11 protein-coding genes are annotated in these 13,435 nt (G+C 69.0%); 9 read left to right on the top strand and 2 right to left on the bottom strand.

Annotated elements, in window-relative coordinates; all coding sequences use genetic code 11:
* The first annotated feature begins 43 nt into the window (after positions 1-43).
* The 5 genes from LAJ19_RS15640 (at position 44) to LAJ19_RS15620 (ending at position 6,534) form a co-directional block, all read left to right on the top strand.
* The gene (locus LAJ19_RS15640) at positions 44-2,128 is read left to right on the top strand and encodes a bifunctional aldolase/short-chain dehydrogenase (RefSeq protein ID WP_225523435.1); all 2,085 of its coding nucleotides are present in this window, start codon (positions 44-46) and stop codon (positions 2,126-2,128) included.
* Positions 2,118-3,596, top strand: a complete 1,479-nt coding sequence (locus tag LAJ19_RS15635; protein WP_225523434.1) for a rhamnulokinase — start codon at positions 2,118-2,120, stop codon at positions 3,594-3,596. The genes LAJ19_RS15640 and LAJ19_RS15635 overlap by 11 nt, the downstream gene beginning before the upstream one ends.
* Positions 3,597-3,653: 57 nt before the next feature.
* Positions 3,654-4,397, top strand: a complete 744-nt coding sequence (locus tag LAJ19_RS15630; protein WP_225523433.1) for a (Fe-S)-binding protein — start codon at positions 3,654-3,656, stop codon at positions 4,395-4,397.
* Between the two features lie 68 nt (positions 4,398-4,465).
* A complete protein-coding gene (locus tag LAJ19_RS15625) occupies positions 4,466-5,893 on the top strand; it encodes a LutB/LldF family L-lactate oxidation iron-sulfur protein (RefSeq protein WP_349774843.1) in 1,428 nt (475 codons plus the stop codon).
* Positions 5,890-6,534, top strand: coding sequence for a LutC/YkgG family protein (locus LAJ19_RS15620; RefSeq protein WP_225523431.1), 645 nt, complete (start codon positions 5,890-5,892; stop codon positions 6,532-6,534). The genes LAJ19_RS15625 and LAJ19_RS15620 overlap by 4 nt, the downstream gene beginning before the upstream one ends.
* A gap of 11 nt (positions 6,535-6,545) precedes the next feature.
* On the opposite strand, the gene LAJ19_RS15615 is transcribed toward LAJ19_RS15620, so the two are convergent.
* A complete protein-coding gene (locus tag LAJ19_RS15615; RefSeq protein ID WP_225523430.1) occupies positions 6,546-7,676 on the bottom strand; it encodes a M42 family metallopeptidase in 1,131 nt (376 codons plus the stop codon).
* Between the two features lie 73 nt (positions 7,677-7,749).
* On the bottom strand, positions 7,750-8,730 hold the full coding sequence (locus LAJ19_RS15610) for a glycoside hydrolase family 43 protein (RefSeq protein ID WP_225523429.1): 981 nt from the start codon (positions 8,728-8,730) through the stop codon (positions 7,750-7,752).
* Positions 8,731-8,993: 263 nt separating this feature from the next.
* Here LAJ19_RS15610 and LAJ19_RS15605 point away from each other — a divergent pair, with 263 nt between their 5' ends.
* From LAJ19_RS15605 to LAJ19_RS15590, 4 genes are all read left to right on the top strand, one after another.
* The gene (locus LAJ19_RS15605) at positions 8,994-10,298 is read left to right on the top strand and encodes an ABC transporter substrate-binding protein (protein WP_225523428.1); all 1,305 of its coding nucleotides are present in this window, start codon (positions 8,994-8,996) and stop codon (positions 10,296-10,298) included.
* A 233-nt stretch (positions 10,299-10,531) separates the two neighbouring features.
* Complete coding sequence (locus LAJ19_RS15600) at positions 10,532-11,461, top strand: carbohydrate ABC transporter permease (RefSeq protein ID WP_225523427.1); 930 nt, start codon at positions 10,532-10,534, stop codon at positions 11,459-11,461.
* A gap of 1 nt (position 11,462) precedes the next feature.
* Positions 11,463-12,350, top strand: coding sequence for a carbohydrate ABC transporter permease (locus tag LAJ19_RS15595; protein ID WP_225523426.1), 888 nt, complete (start codon positions 11,463-11,465; stop codon positions 12,348-12,350).
* Between the two features lie 7 nt (positions 12,351-12,357).
* On the top strand, positions 12,358-13,383 hold the full coding sequence (locus LAJ19_RS15590) for a glycoside hydrolase family 43 protein (RefSeq protein WP_225523425.1): 1,026 nt from the start codon (positions 12,358-12,360) through the stop codon (positions 13,381-13,383).
* Positions 13,384-13,435 lie beyond the last annotated feature (52 nt).

Here is a 13,435-nt window from a genome sequence, read left to right as displayed (position 1 = left end):
TGGCCGGGCCTGGCCCTCTCACACCCTGTCCCCGGAGGACCCCATGACCGCGACGCAACCCAAGACCGTCATCACCAACCGCTGGAACGACGCCGACGCCCCCCAGGGTGACGGCCTGGCCGCCCTGACCTACCGCTCGAACCTGCTTGGCGCCGACCGCACCCTGGTGAACATCTACGGCGGCAACACCAGCACCAAAAGCGTTGAGAAAGACCACCTCGGGCGGGACGTAACGGTGCTGTGGGTCAAAGGCAGCGGCTCGGACATCGCCAGCATCACTGAGAAAGGCTTCGCCGGACTGAAACTCGACGAGGTGCTGCCCCTGTTTGACCGTCCCGACATGACCGACGAGGAGATGACGGCCTACCTGGAACGCACCGTGTTCGAGCCGGGCCGCCCCCGGCAGAGCATCGAGACGCTGCTGCACGCCTTCGTGCCGGCCAAGCACGTGGACCACACCCACCCGGACGCGCTGATTGCCATTGCCTGCACGCCCAACGGGCTGGAGCTGACGCGCGAGATCTACGGCGAGCGCGCCGCCTGGGTGGACTACATCCGCCCCGGGTTCACGCTGTCGCAGCAGATCGGCGCGGCCGTCCGGAACAACCCGAACCTCGAGGCGGTCGTGATGGGCAAGCACGGCCTGGTCACCTGGGGTGACACCGCCAAGGAAAGCTACGAAACGACGCTGCGCATCATCGGGGAAGCGCAGGCGTTCCTGGACGCCCGCCAGGACGCGCAACCCTTCGGCGGCCCGCAGGTGTCCAGCCTTCCGGAAGAGGAAGCCGGCGCGCTGCTTGCCGAGGTGCTGCCGGTCCTGCGCGGCGCGATGAAAGGCGCCCGCCCCGTTATCCTGAACGTGGACCGCAGTCCTGAAGTCATGGAGTTCGTGAACTCCAGGGCGGCCGCGCAGTTGTCTCAGGTGGGCGCCGCCTGCCCCGACCACCTGGTGCACACCAAGCGCACGCCGCTGTTCCTGAACTGGACACCGGATCAGGGCAAAGAAGCGCTCCTGGACGCCGCCCGCAGCAGCGTCGAGCAGTTCAAAGCCGAGTACGCCGCGTACTTCGGGGAAAACAAAGTCGAAGGCGACGTCATGTTCACGCCCAGCCCCCGCGTGGTGCTGATCCCCGGCATTGGCATGGTGAGCAGTGGCCCCGACGCGCAGGGCGCGGACGTCTCGCGGCAGCTGTACCTGCGCGCCATTCAGGTGATGAAGAGTGCGAGCAGCCTCGGCGGGTTCGTCAGTCTCACCGCCGCCGAGTCCTACGCGGTGGAGTACTGGCCGCTGGAACTGTACAAGCTCGCCCAGAAACCCGCCCCGAAAGTTCTTGAAGGGCACGTCGCCCTGGTCACCGGCGCGGCGAGCGGCATCGGGCGCGCCATCGCGCGGCGCCTCGCCCAGGACGGCGCGCACGTCGTCATCGCGGACCTCAACGCCGAAGGTGGCCAGCAGGTCGCGCAGGAGATCATCAAAGAACGTGGCTACCAGCGCGCCGCCAGTACCGGCATGAATGTCACCAGCGAGGAGCAGGTGCAGGCGGCTTACCAGACGGCCGTCCTGCAGTACGGTGGCGTGGACATCGTCGTGAACAACGCCGGCATCGCGTCGAGCGCGCCCATCGAGGACACCACCCTGGAAATGTGGAACAGAAACCAGAGCATTCTCTCGACCGGGTACTTTCTGGTGGCCCGCGAGGCGTTCAAGGTGCTCAAGGCGCAGAACACCGGCGGGAACCTGGTGTTTATCGGCAGCAAGAACAGCCTCGCGGCCGGGAAGAACGCGGCCGCCTACAGCGCCGCGAAAGCCGCCGAGATTCACCTGGCCCGCTGCCTCGCTGAGGAGGGCGGCGCCCACGGTATCCGCGTGAACTCCGTGCTGCCCGACAGCGTGCTGTCCGGCTCCGCCATCTGGGACGGCCGGTGGCGTGCCGAACGCGCCGCAACGTACGGCATCCGGGAAGACCAGCTCGAGGACTTCTACCGGCAGCGCAACACCCTCAAGGTCAACATCCTGCCCGAGGACATCGCGGAGGCAACCTTCTTCTTCGCCACCCCCGCCGCCTCTAAAACCACGGGCGGCATCCTGACGGTCGACGGCGGCGTGCCGGTCGCGTATGTCCGCTGAGGTGCGCCGTCACGTCGCGGTCGACCTCGGGGCGTCAAGCGGCCGGGTGGCGCTCGGCACCGTGCACGGCGGCACACTGCGCGTGGAGGTGCTGCACCGTTTCGAGAACGGCGGCGTGCCCGTGCAGGGCGGCCTGTACTGGGACGTGCTGGGCCTGTGGCGCGAGATCCTGCGCGGCCTGCGCCTCGCCGCGCAGCACGGCCCGGTCGACAGTGTCGGGGTCGACGCCTGGGCGGTGGACTACGCCCTGCTCGACGAGCACGGGCAACTGCTCGGCGGCGTCCACCATTACCGGGACGCCCGCACCGACGGCGTCATGGACGCCGTCACCGCCCGGCTGGGGCGGGAGGCGATCTATGACGCGACCGGCATTCAGTTTCTGCCGTTTAACACCGCCTACCAGCTCGCCGCGCACCGCCGCGACGCGCCCAGTCACCTGAAGCGCGCCCGGCGCCTGCTGATGCTGCCGGACCTGCTGCACGCCTGGCTGTGCGGCCGGCAGGTGAGCGAACGGACGAACGCCAGCACCACGCAGCTGTTCGACCCCCGCCAGGACAGCTGGTCTGCGCCCCTCCTGCAGGCCCTGGACCTGCCGCCCGGCCTCTTCCCGGAGGTGGTCCCGGCCGGCACGGTCCTCGGGCCGCTGACGCCGGAAGTGGCGCAGCACACCGGCCTGCACGGCGCGGTCGTGATCGCGCCTGCCACGCACGACACCGCCTCGGCTGTCGCGGCCGTGCCCGCGCAGGGCGAGCACTGGGCGTACCTGTCGAGCGGCACCTGGTCACTGGTGGGCGTGGAAACCCCTCACCCGGTCATTACGCCCCGGACCCTGGCCCACAACCTCACGAACGAAGCGGGGGTGAACGGCACGACCCGGCTGCTCAAGAACGTCATGGGCCTGTGGATCGTGCAGGAATGCCGCCGCGCGTGGGGCCATCCGGACTTCGCGCAGCTGTACGCTGCGGCCGAAGCGGCGCCGGCCGGCGGACCGCTCATCGATCCGGACGACGCCCGCTTCCTGGCGCCCGGTCCCGACATGCCCGAGCGGATTCAGCGCTACTGTGAGGAGACCGGCCAGTTCATTCCCGTCACGCCCGCGGACATCACCCGCTGCGTGCTCGAGAGCCTCGCCCACCGCAGCGCGGAGGTCCTGGCGCAACTTGAGGAAGTCACGGGCCGGCCGGTCACCACGCTGCACGTCGTGGGAGGAGGCGCCCAGGTCCGGTTCCTGAACCAGCTGCTTGCCGACGTCACCCGCCGGGCCGTCGTGGCCGGCCCGGTGGAGGCGACCCTGATCGGGAACCTGCTCGTGCAGGCCGAGGCGTGCGGGCATATTCCCGCTGGCAGCGTCCGTCAGACGGTGCGGGCGTCTGAAGCGCCTGACCGTTTTGAGCCCGGACCGCTGGCCCCGCGTGAGCGTCAGGCCCTGTTCGCCCGCCTCGGCCACTCGCCCGCTGCGCCCACCTGACCGGGCACGTCCGATCCGGCGGGCCGCAACGTCCCGCCCCCCGCCCTGAGGTTTCCTGTGAAGATCGACCTGTTTATCACCTGCCTGAACGACGCGCTGTTTCCCCGCACGGGGGAGGCCACCGTGCGGCTGCTTGAGCGTCTGGGCCACGACGTGCGCTTCAATGAGCGCCAGACCTGCTGCGGGCAGATGCACTTCAATTCCGGCTACCAGCCCGAGGCGCTCGGGCTGGTGCGGCACTTCGTGGACACCTTCCGGGACGCGGACGCCGTCGTGGCGCCCAGCGGCTCGTGCGTGGGCATGGTGCGCGACCTGTACCCGAAAGCGGCCGAGTGGGCCGGCGATCAGGCGCTGCTGGACGACGTCAGGGCCCTCACACCCCGCGTGTTCGAGTTGAGCGAGTTTCTGGTGCAGCGTCAGGGCCTCGAGGACGTCGGCGCGTACTACCCGCACCGGGTCACCTATCACCAGACCTGCCACGCCATGCGGGTCCTGCGGGTCGGGGACGCGCCGCTGCGCCTGCTGAGGCACGTCCGCGGGCTGAACCTCGTCGAGCTGCCGGCCGTGGACCAGTGCTGCGGCTTCGGCGGCACGTTCAGCGTCAAGAACCCCGAGACCAGCACCGCGATGCTCGCGGATAAGGTGGCGAACGTCATGAGCACGAAAGCCGAGGCCTGCACGGCCGGCGACAACTCCTGCCTGATGCACATCGGCGGGGGCCTCAGCCGCCTGCAGAGCGGCACGCGGACCGTGCACCTCGCAGAAATTCTGGCCAGTACCGAGCGCGAGGTGTTCGCGTGAGCGCCGGCGGCATCAAACCCGACCGGACCTTCCCGGACGCCGCGCGCGTCACGCTCGCCAACCCGCAGATGCGCCGCAACCTGCGGCACGCGACCACCACCATCCGCGACAAGCGCCTGCGGGCCGTGGAGGAACTCCCGGACTGGGAAGGGCTGCGCGACGAGGGCGCCGCCCTGAAGGATCACGCGCTGGCAAACCTCAGCGAAGCGCTGCTGGACCTCGAAGCGGCCGTCACGGCCCGCGGCGGGCACGTGCACTGGGCGCAGGACGCCCAGGAGGCCCGGGCGATCGTCGCCGGTATTGCCGCGTCGCACGGCGCGCGTGAGGTCATCAAGGTCAAGAGCATCAGCACCGACGAGATCGAACTGAACGCCGCGCTGGAAGAGCGCGGCATTCACGCGATCGAGACCGACCTCGCCGAACTCATCGTGCAGCTCGCCGAGGACCGGCCCAGTCACATCCTGGTGCCGGCCATTCACCGCAACCGCGCGGAGATCCGCGACCTGTTCCGCCGCAAACTCGGCGCGGACCTGCTCACCGACGACCCCAAGGTCCTGGCCGAAGCGGCCCGGGTGTACCTGCGGGAGAAGTTCCTGAGCACGAAAGTGGCCGTGTCCGGCGCGAATTTCGCGGTGGCCGACACCGGCACGGTGTGCGTGGTGGAATCCGAGGGCAACGGCCGCATGTGCCTGACCCTGCCGGACGTGCTGATCAGCGTGATGGGCATCGAGAAGGTGCTGCCCACGTGGGCGGACGTCGCCGTGTTCCTGAGGCTGCTGCCCAGGAGCAGCACCGCCGAACGCATGAACCCGTACACCAGCTTCTGGTCCGGCGTGACGCCCGGGGACGGCCCGCAGGAATTTCACCTCGTGCTGCTCGACAACGGGCGCACGGACGTGCTTGCCGACGAGGTGGGCCGGCAGACCCTGCGCTGCATCCGCTGCTCGGCGTGCCTGAACGTGTGCCCCGTGTACGAACGCGCCGGCGGCCATGCGTACGGCAGCGTGTACCCCGGGCCGATCGGCGCGATCCTCACGCCGCAGCTGCTGCAGCTTGAGGACAAGAACGCCAACACGCTGCCGTGGGCCAGCACCCTGTGCGGGGCGTGTTACGACGCCTGCCCGGTGAAGATCAACATCCCCGAGGTGCTGCTGTACCTGCGCGGCAAGATCACCGGCGACAAACCCGTGAACGCCGAGGCGGTCGCATTCAAGACGGCGGCCTGGATCATGAGTGAACCCTTCCGGTTTGAAGGTGCCCTCAAACTCGCGCGGACCGGGCAGGGTCCCTTCGTCAAGCACGGCGCGATTCACGCCCTCCCGGGCCTGCTGAGCGGCTGGACCGACACCCGGGACCTGCCGGCCCTCCCCGCGCAGTCCTTCCGGGAGTGGTGGCGCGCGCGCCCCCTGCCTGGGGGTCACGCGGCCGGCGATGACGCGCAGACCAGCGAGGGCGAACGGCTCCCACCGCAGCGCGACGACCGGGGGCCGGCATGACCACAGCCGCGAAACTGGCCATCCTGACCCGCATCAACCGCGCGGCCGGGGGTGAGGCGGCGCCGCTCACCCGGGCCGCCGTCCGCCCGTCAGCGCGCGACCGTCAGGTGATCGTCGCGCAGTTCGCAGCGTACGCCGCGGACTACCGCGCCAACGTCATCCCCGTCTCCGCCCAGGACCTCGCGCCGGCCATCGGGGCGTGCCTCGCCCGCACCGGCAGTGAGCGCGTCGTCGTTCCGGCGGACCTGCCGGCCGGGTGGCTGCCCGCCGGGCCGGCCTTTGTCACCGACCAGCCGGGCGTGACGGACCTGACCGCGGCGCAGGCCGTGGTGACCGGCTGCGCCGCGGCCATTGCCGAGACCGGCACGGTCGTGCTTGATCACGGTCCCCGCCAGGGCCGGCGGGCGGTGACCCTGGTGCCGGACCATCACATCTGCGTGGTCTGGCACGACCAGGTGCTCGACAGCCTCCCGGAAGCGGTGGCGCACCTCACGGCCAGCGTCCGGGCCGGGCGGCCGCTGACCTGGATCAGCGGTCCGAGCGCCACGTCCGACATTGAACTCAGCCGCGTGGAAGGCGTGCACGGGCCGCGCGTCCTGGACATCCTGCTCGTGCACGATGAGGGGCCCGGGCCGGCCTGACGCCGCCCGGGTCAGACCGGCCCTGATCCGGCCGGCTCTTCGTCCTCCAGGAACGCGAAGTCCGGCAGGGCCGCCATCCGTTCGGTTACGCCGCTCAGGATTGCCAGGGCGCCGGCCGCGTCACGCAGGTCCGTGAGCTCGACCGGGGAATGCGAATAGCGCCGGGGAATGGTGAGTGAGCCGGCCGCGTACCCCAGGCCGGCCCAGGCCATGGCGGCCGAGTCGTTCGACCCACCGCTGAAGGTGCACAGTTGCAGCGGAACCTGCCGGTCCGCCGCGACCTGCACGAGGAAGTCGCGCACGCCGGGGTGCAGCAGGTTCGCCCGGCCGCCCGGCCCGGCCATCACCTGCAGGGCCGGGCCCGCCCCGAGCCGGACGTTCAGGTCCCGGTGTTCGCTCATGTCGGGCGTGTCCCCGCTGGGCATGGTGTCCAGCGCGAGGGCGAGGTCCGGCCGGAAGCGTTCGGCGGCGAGTTTCGCGCCTTTGAGGCCCACTTCCTCCTGCGCGGTGAAGGCCAGGACCAGGGTGCCGCAGGGGGGCGCGCACCGCCCGGCGAGTTCAAGCAGCGCGGCGCAGCCCAGGCGGTTGTCGACGGCCTTTCCAGCCACGAGGTGCGCGTGCGGACCGATCTGCACGAGCGGACTGACGAAGGTGACCGGGTCGCCGATCTGCACGCCGAGGGCGCGGACCTCCCCGGCACTCGCGCAGCCCAGGTCGATGTACAGGTCCGCGGCCCGGCGGCTCTGGGTGCGTTCCGCGTCGGTCTGGTAATGCCCGGCTTTGACGCCGATCAGGCCCTGCACGCCGCGGACCTGAACCACCCGGGCCGGCAGCAGGGCGTCGATCACGCCGCCGATCTTCTCGAAGCGCACGAAACCGTCTGGTTCGATGCTTTTGACCATCAGGCCGATCTCGTCGGTGTGCGCGGCGATCAGCAGGGTGGGTCCGGGGCGGGGGCCGCGCTTGACCGCGTAGCCGTTGCCGGCGGTGTCGACGGTGAATTCGTCGGCGTGTCCGGCCAGGGCCTGACGCAGGTGGCGGAGCATGGGGCGCTCGTCGCCGGAGACGGCATTGATCTCGCACAGGTCACGCACTCGGGCGCGCAGGGCGGTGATGAGGGCGGGGTCGGTCGTGTAGGTCATGGTTGGCCTTGTGAAGGGACCGCCCCACCCTGGTGGGAGCGCGCAACACGAAGGTGGGCGGCCGAGGGGTCCGTCACGGGCGGCCGGGGACGGCCGGAGCGGGCTGGGGGGTCCAGGTGGGGCCGCGCACCTGCGGGCCGTCGGGGGTCCACTCCACGGCGTCGATGCACATGCGCCGCGCGGTTTTCCCGGCGTCCCAGGCGTGGTAAACGAGGTAGTCGCGTCCGTCGGGGCCCCGCACGAGGGAGTTGTGGCCGGGGCCGACCACGTGGCCGGGGACGGACTGCAGCAGGGTGGGTCCGTCGGCGGCCGGTTCCGTCCAGGGGCCCAGCGGATGGTCGGCCACGGCGTAGGACACGCCGTAGTTGGGTTCTTCCCACGCGCCGCCGGAGTAGAAGCAGTAGTAGCGCCCGCCGCGCTTGACGACGAAAGGGCCTTCCAGGGTGTACCAGTCGTGCAGGGCGCCGTACATTTCGCGGTTGCGGCGGAAGATCTGCCAGTCGGCGGTGGCGCGCAGCACCGGGCGGGGTTCGCCGGCCAGCCGGGTCATGCTGCTCAGGCGGTCCACGGCCAGCGCGGTGCCCACGCGGTCGCCTTCGAGGTAGTCGCGCGCGTAGTACAGGTACCACTGACCGTCATCGTCCTGGAAGGGACTGGCGTCGATCGTGAAGGGGTCGTCCGGGGTGAGGACCACGCCGGCGTCGCGGAATGGCCCTTCGGGGCGCGGGGCGAGCGCGACGCGCAGCTGGTGGCCCTGGTCGCCGGTGCCGGCCGAGTAGTACATGTAAAACTGCGTGCCGTCGAAAGCAACTTCCGGCGCCCAGTAGTCCTGGGCACTTTCGTCGGCGAGCGGCTCAAGGGCGCCGCCCAGGGAAGTCCAGTGCAGCAGGTCGGGCGAACGCAGCACTTCAAAGGCGCGGCCCTGCTGCAGCGGCTGGCCGCTGGTGCCGTAGGCGTAGTACGCCCCTTCATGCTCGAGCACGAAGGGGTCGGCAAAGTAGTGCGGGTAGACGGGGTTGGTGTAGGTGGCGCCGCTGGATGGGGTGGGGGACATGCTTCCTCCTGAAGGTGGCCTTTCGGGAATTTCATTTTTTACGCTCCGGCGGCGCTGTGCCTGAACATGAAGCGTGTGTTAAATCTCACCTGTGATGGGCTGGGAAGGGAACTCAGGCGGAATGTTATGCTGGCTGACAAGCAACTCCTCTAGACCGGCCACCTGACCCCCGCGGCGCCCCTGTTTGTTCCCCTGTGTTCATGGGGTCTGACGGCTTGCGGAAGTTGCGAAACACCGCGTGATCCCTTCATGGAGGAACCTAGATGAAGACAGCCAAACTGACCGTGCTTCTGCTGGCCGCCGGCCTCGTGGGCACCACTGCCGCCCAGTCCTACAAGGGCCCGAAAGTGGCCCTGACCTACCTGCACGGGTTCACCGGCGCCGACCGGCCCGTCATGGAGAAGCTGATCGCGCAGTTCAACGCGACCCATCCCAACATTCAGGTCAAGGCCCAGGCGCAGCCCTGGGGCACGACCTGGCAGCAGCTGCCGTCGCTGGTGGCGTCCGGCCGGGCGCCGGACGTGGTCGTGATCAACGAAGACCAGATCACCAACTTCATCGCGCGCGGCGCCGTGTCGCCGCTGACCGACGCGGAACTCAAGGCGTCCGGCATCAGCAAGGCGCGCTTCTACGGGCCGCTGTTCAAGACCGCCGACTACGAAGGCAAGTCTTACGGCGTGCCCATCTCGTCGGTCGCGTACGTGATGTTCTACAACAAGGAACTGATGAAGAAGGCCGGCGTGACCAAGGTGCCCACCACCCGCGCCGAGTTCCTCGCGGCGGCGCAGGCGTGCACCACCGACAAGAGCGGCAAGAAGGCCGGGCAGGCCGGGTTCGATCCGAAAAACCTCGACACCTGGGGCGTCAGCCTGTACAACAACTGGGTGGGCGCCCGCATGGCCTACGCCGCGATTCTCCAGAACGGCGGATCGCTCGTCGACAAGCAGTTGAACGCGAACTTCAACTCGCCGCAGGCCGTGGAGGCCGTGCAGTTCCTCGTGGACCTCGTGCAGAAGCATGGCGTGGCCCGTCCCAACAGCACTGAGGAAGCCGAACTGGCCGCCTTCAGCCAGGGCAAGGTCTGCTTCTTCCCGTCCGGGCAGTGGTACCTCGACCGCTTCGAACAGCAGAAGATGGACTTCGGCGTGGCGTTCGTGCCGCGCATCGGCAGCAAGCAGGACGCCGCGTGGGGCGGCAGCAGCCACCTGACCCTGCCCAAGCAGCGCGCCGGGTACGACGCCAACAAGCGCCTCGCCGCGCTGGAATTCGTGAACTGGATGACGCAGCCCGCCCAGAACCTCAGCTGGACCGAAGCGGGCAGCCTGCCGGTCATGCCGGCGGTGGCCCGGGACAAGAAATTCGAGGGCCGGCCCATCTCGGGCGTGTTCGCCAAACTGAGCGGCATCTACGCCACGAGCGGCTTCCCCTGGGGCGGCCAGGTGCTGGGGCCGTTCGACAACGCCTGGGCCAACGCCTACAGCGGCAAGATGAGCGTCAAGCAGGCGCTCGACGGCGGCGTGAGCGAAGCCAACAAGCAGATCGAGCAGGCCCGCAAGACCTTCCAGTAAACCTGCCGGCGCGCCTCCGGGCCGCCTGAGGATTCTCACCACGCCGGTCAGGCACGTTGCACAGGACGAGCGTCACACGTCCGGAGTGGACGGCCCGACCGGCGGTTTCTCACCCACAGGACAGGTGCCCCCATGACTTCACCTTCTGCACCGGCCGCGCCCGGCCTGGCCGGCCCCGCCAGGCGACGGGCGCCGGCTGCCCGCCTTTTCCGCCGCGCCCCCATGGTGCGCCCATGAGTCTCAGCGTGCCGCGCCCCGCGGCCCCGCGCGCGCGGGGCCGGCAGAGCCTCGTGCCGTACCTGTACCTGCTGCCGTTCATGCTGCTGTTTCTGGTGTTCGTGGTGTACCCGGTCGGGTACGGCTTTTTCGTGAGCCTGCACCGCTGGGACCTGCTGGCCGAAACGCGGCCGTTCGTGGGCCTGGAGTACTACCGCAACCTGTTTGACGCCTCCACGCCGCAGTCGCAGTTCTTCTGGAATGCCATGAAGAACACCGCCTTTTTCACGGTGGTCAGCGTGCCGCTGCTTGTCGCCACGGCGCTCGGCCTGGCCCTGCTGCTGTACCGGCCGATCGCGGGCCGGGCGTTCTTCCGGGCCGTGTTTTTCCTGCCGGGCGTGCTGACCGTCTCGGTGATGGGCATCCTGTGGCGCTGGATGTTCGACAACCAGATCGGCCTGGTGAACGCGGTGCGCACCGACCTGCTGGGCCTGCAGCCCGTGCCGTACCTGTCCAGCGAAGGACTGGCCTGGATTCCCGTGATCGTGGGCACCCTGTGGTGGACCATCGGGTTCAACATGACCCTGTACCTCGCGGCGCTGGGCAACATCTCCCAGAGTCTGTACGAGGCCGCCGAGATTGACGGCGCCACCGCCTGGCCGAAATTCCGCTTCATCACCTGGCCGCTGCTGGGACCGGTGACGCTGTTCGTGTTCGTCACCACCGTGCTCGCCAGCTTCCAGCTGTTCGGGCAGACCCTGGTCATCACGAGCGGCGGACCCAACCGCACCACCCAGAGCGCCATTCAGTACATCACGGAAGAAGCGTTCAGCAACAACCAGTTCTCCAGCGCCTCGGCCATGGCGTTCATGTTCGGTCTGGCGATGCTGATCTTCACCTTCCTGCAGTTCCGGATCATGGCGCGCGACGCCCGCGGGGAGAGCTGACATGGCCGCGCCCAGCCGGCCCGCCGACCTCAACGCGCCCGTGACCGCCACCGCGTACCGGCCCCGGCGCACGCCGCGCGACATTCCGCGCTTCCTGCTGCTGTGCCTGCTGGCGATCATCTTCCTCGCCCCGATGTACTGGATGATCACCACGTCCATCAAACCGGAAACGGACGTGATCTCCACACCCACGCAGTGGTTCCCCGCGCGCCCCACCCTGGAAAACTACCGCGAGGTGCTCACCTCGCCGGACGGCAACATCCTGCGCTGGATGTGGAACTCGTTCTTCGTGGCGGCCGCATACACCGTCCTGCACGTGGTGCTGTGCGCCCTGACGGCCTACCCGCTGGCCCGCATGCGCTTCCCGGGCCGCGACGCGATCTTCTGGTTCATCCTCGGGTCGATGATGATTCCGGGCGTGATCACGCTGATCCCCACGTACCTGATGATGATCCGCTTCGACTGGATCAACTCCTTCAACGCGCTGATCTGGCCGGGGGTCGCGGGCGCCTTCGGGGTGTTCCTGCTGCGGCAGTTCTTCATGGCGCTGCCCAAGGAACTCGAGGAAGCCGCGCGGCTCGACGGCGCCAACAGCCTGCAGGTGCTGTGGCACGTGATCCTGCCGCTGAGCGTGCCTGCGCTCGTCACACTCGCCGTGTTCGCGTTCATGAGTTCGTGGAACAACTTCATCTGGCCCACCTTCGTCGTGACGGACGTGGACAAACTCACCCTGCCGGTCGGGGTGAACACCTTTTCCCAGCGGTATGTCACCGACTACGGCAAGCTGATGGCGTCCACCGCGATCGCCAGCGTGCCTGTCCTGATCGCGTACCTGCTCGCGCAGCGGTACCTGATTTCCGGCCTCTCCACCACCGGCCTGAAGGAATAAGGAGCCCATGACTGCACCACGACACCTGCTGGCCCTGCTGGCCCTGACCCTGGGCGCCGGCCCCACCCTGCCGCCGGCTGCGGCGCAGGGCGCGGCCACCGCCGCCCGCCCGGCCACGTACACCAATCCCGTGATTTCCGACGACTTTCCCGACCCGTTCATCCTGCGCGTCGACAAGACCTACTACGCGTACGGCACCAACAGCGGCGGAGTGGACCTGCCCGTGCTGAAAAGCACTGACCTCGTGACCTGGCAGCGCCTCGGCGAAGGCTTCGGCCGGCTCGGCAGCTGGGCCACGGGCGGCTTCACCTGGGCGCCCGAGGTCGCGCGGACCAGCGCCGGGTACGTCCTGTACTACACTGCCCGGCACACCGACAGCGGCCGGCAGTGCATCGGGGTGGCGTTCAGCACAAGTCCCGCCGGTCCGTTCCGCGACGAGCAGGCCACGCCCCTGGTGTGCCAGCTTGACCTGGGCGGCAGCATCGACGCGAGCCCCTTTACCGATAAGGACGGCAAACGCTACCTGTACTGGAAGAACGACGGGAACTGCTGTGGCGGCGCCACCGGCCTGTGGGTGCAGCCGCTGACGGCCGACGGCCTGAAGCTGACCGGCAAACCCAAGGACGTGCTGTACAACGGCGCGCTGTGGGAAGGCAACCTGATCGAGGCCCCTCACGTGTACAGCCGGGCCGGCAAGTACTACCTGTTCTACAGCGCCGCGGACTACAACAGCGACACCTACGCCGTCGGGTACGCCCTGGGCTTCAGCCCCACCGGGCCGTTCAAGAAGATGACGCGCGACGAGCCCTGGCTCGCCACGCGCGGCAAGGTCGCCGGCCCTGGCGGACAGGGCGTCATCAACGACGGCAAGGGCAACACGTGGCTCTACTACCACGCCTGGACGGCCGGACAGACCGGCTATCAGAGCGGCGGTCAACGGTCCATGCGCATCGACCCCCTGAACTGGGTGAACGGCATTCCCAGACTCAAGGGGCCCAGCCTGACCCCGCAGGTGGCGCCGGCCCGGCCCTGAGCCCCGGGAGGCCAAGTGGCGGTTCACGGCACCGGCCGTGACCGCCACGTGC

This window comes from Deinococcus taeanensis, from assembly GCF_020229735.1.
Taxonomy (GTDB): Bacteria; Deinococcota; Deinococci; order Deinococcales; family Deinococcaceae; genus Deinococcus; species Deinococcus taeanensis.
Note: the sequence above shows the minus strand (reverse complement) of the source record. Positions and strands in the feature narration are given on the sequence as shown.

Bases quoted from the DNA above. Each gene is read 5' to 3' on its own strand.
- LAJ19_RS15640 (WP_225523435.1), top strand. From the start codon at position 44: ATGACCGCGACGCAACCCAAGACCGTCATCACCAACCGCTGGAACGAC.
- LAJ19_RS15600 (WP_225523427.1), top strand. From the start codon at position 10,532: ATGAGTCTCAGCGTGCCGCGCCCCGCGGCCCCGCGCGCGCGGGGCCGG.
- LAJ19_RS15590 (WP_225523425.1), top strand. From the start codon at position 12,358: ATGACTGCACCACGACACCTGCTGGCCCTGCTGGCCCTGACCCTGGGC.
- LAJ19_RS15620 (WP_225523431.1), top strand. From the start codon at position 5,890: ATGACCACAGCCGCGAAACTGGCCATCCTGACCCGCATCAACCGCGCG.
- LAJ19_RS15595 (WP_225523426.1), top strand. From the start codon at position 11,463: ATGGCCGCGCCCAGCCGGCCCGCCGACCTCAACGCGCCCGTGACCGCC.
- LAJ19_RS15615 (WP_225523430.1), bottom strand. From the start codon at position 7,676: ATGACCTACACGACCGACCCCGCCCTCATCACCGCCCTGCGCGCCCGA.
- LAJ19_RS15635 (WP_225523434.1), top strand. From the start codon at position 2,118: ATGTCCGCTGAGGTGCGCCGTCACGTCGCGGTCGACCTCGGGGCGTCA.
- LAJ19_RS15605 (WP_225523428.1), top strand. From the start codon at position 8,994: ATGAAGACAGCCAAACTGACCGTGCTTCTGCTGGCCGCCGGCCTCGTG.
- LAJ19_RS15610 (WP_225523429.1), bottom strand. From the start codon at position 8,730: ATGTCCCCCACCCCATCCAGCGGCGCCACCTACACCAACCCCGTCTAC.
- LAJ19_RS15625 (WP_349774843.1), top strand. From the start codon at position 4,466: ATGCGCCGCAACCTGCGGCACGCGACCACCACCATCCGCGACAAGCGC.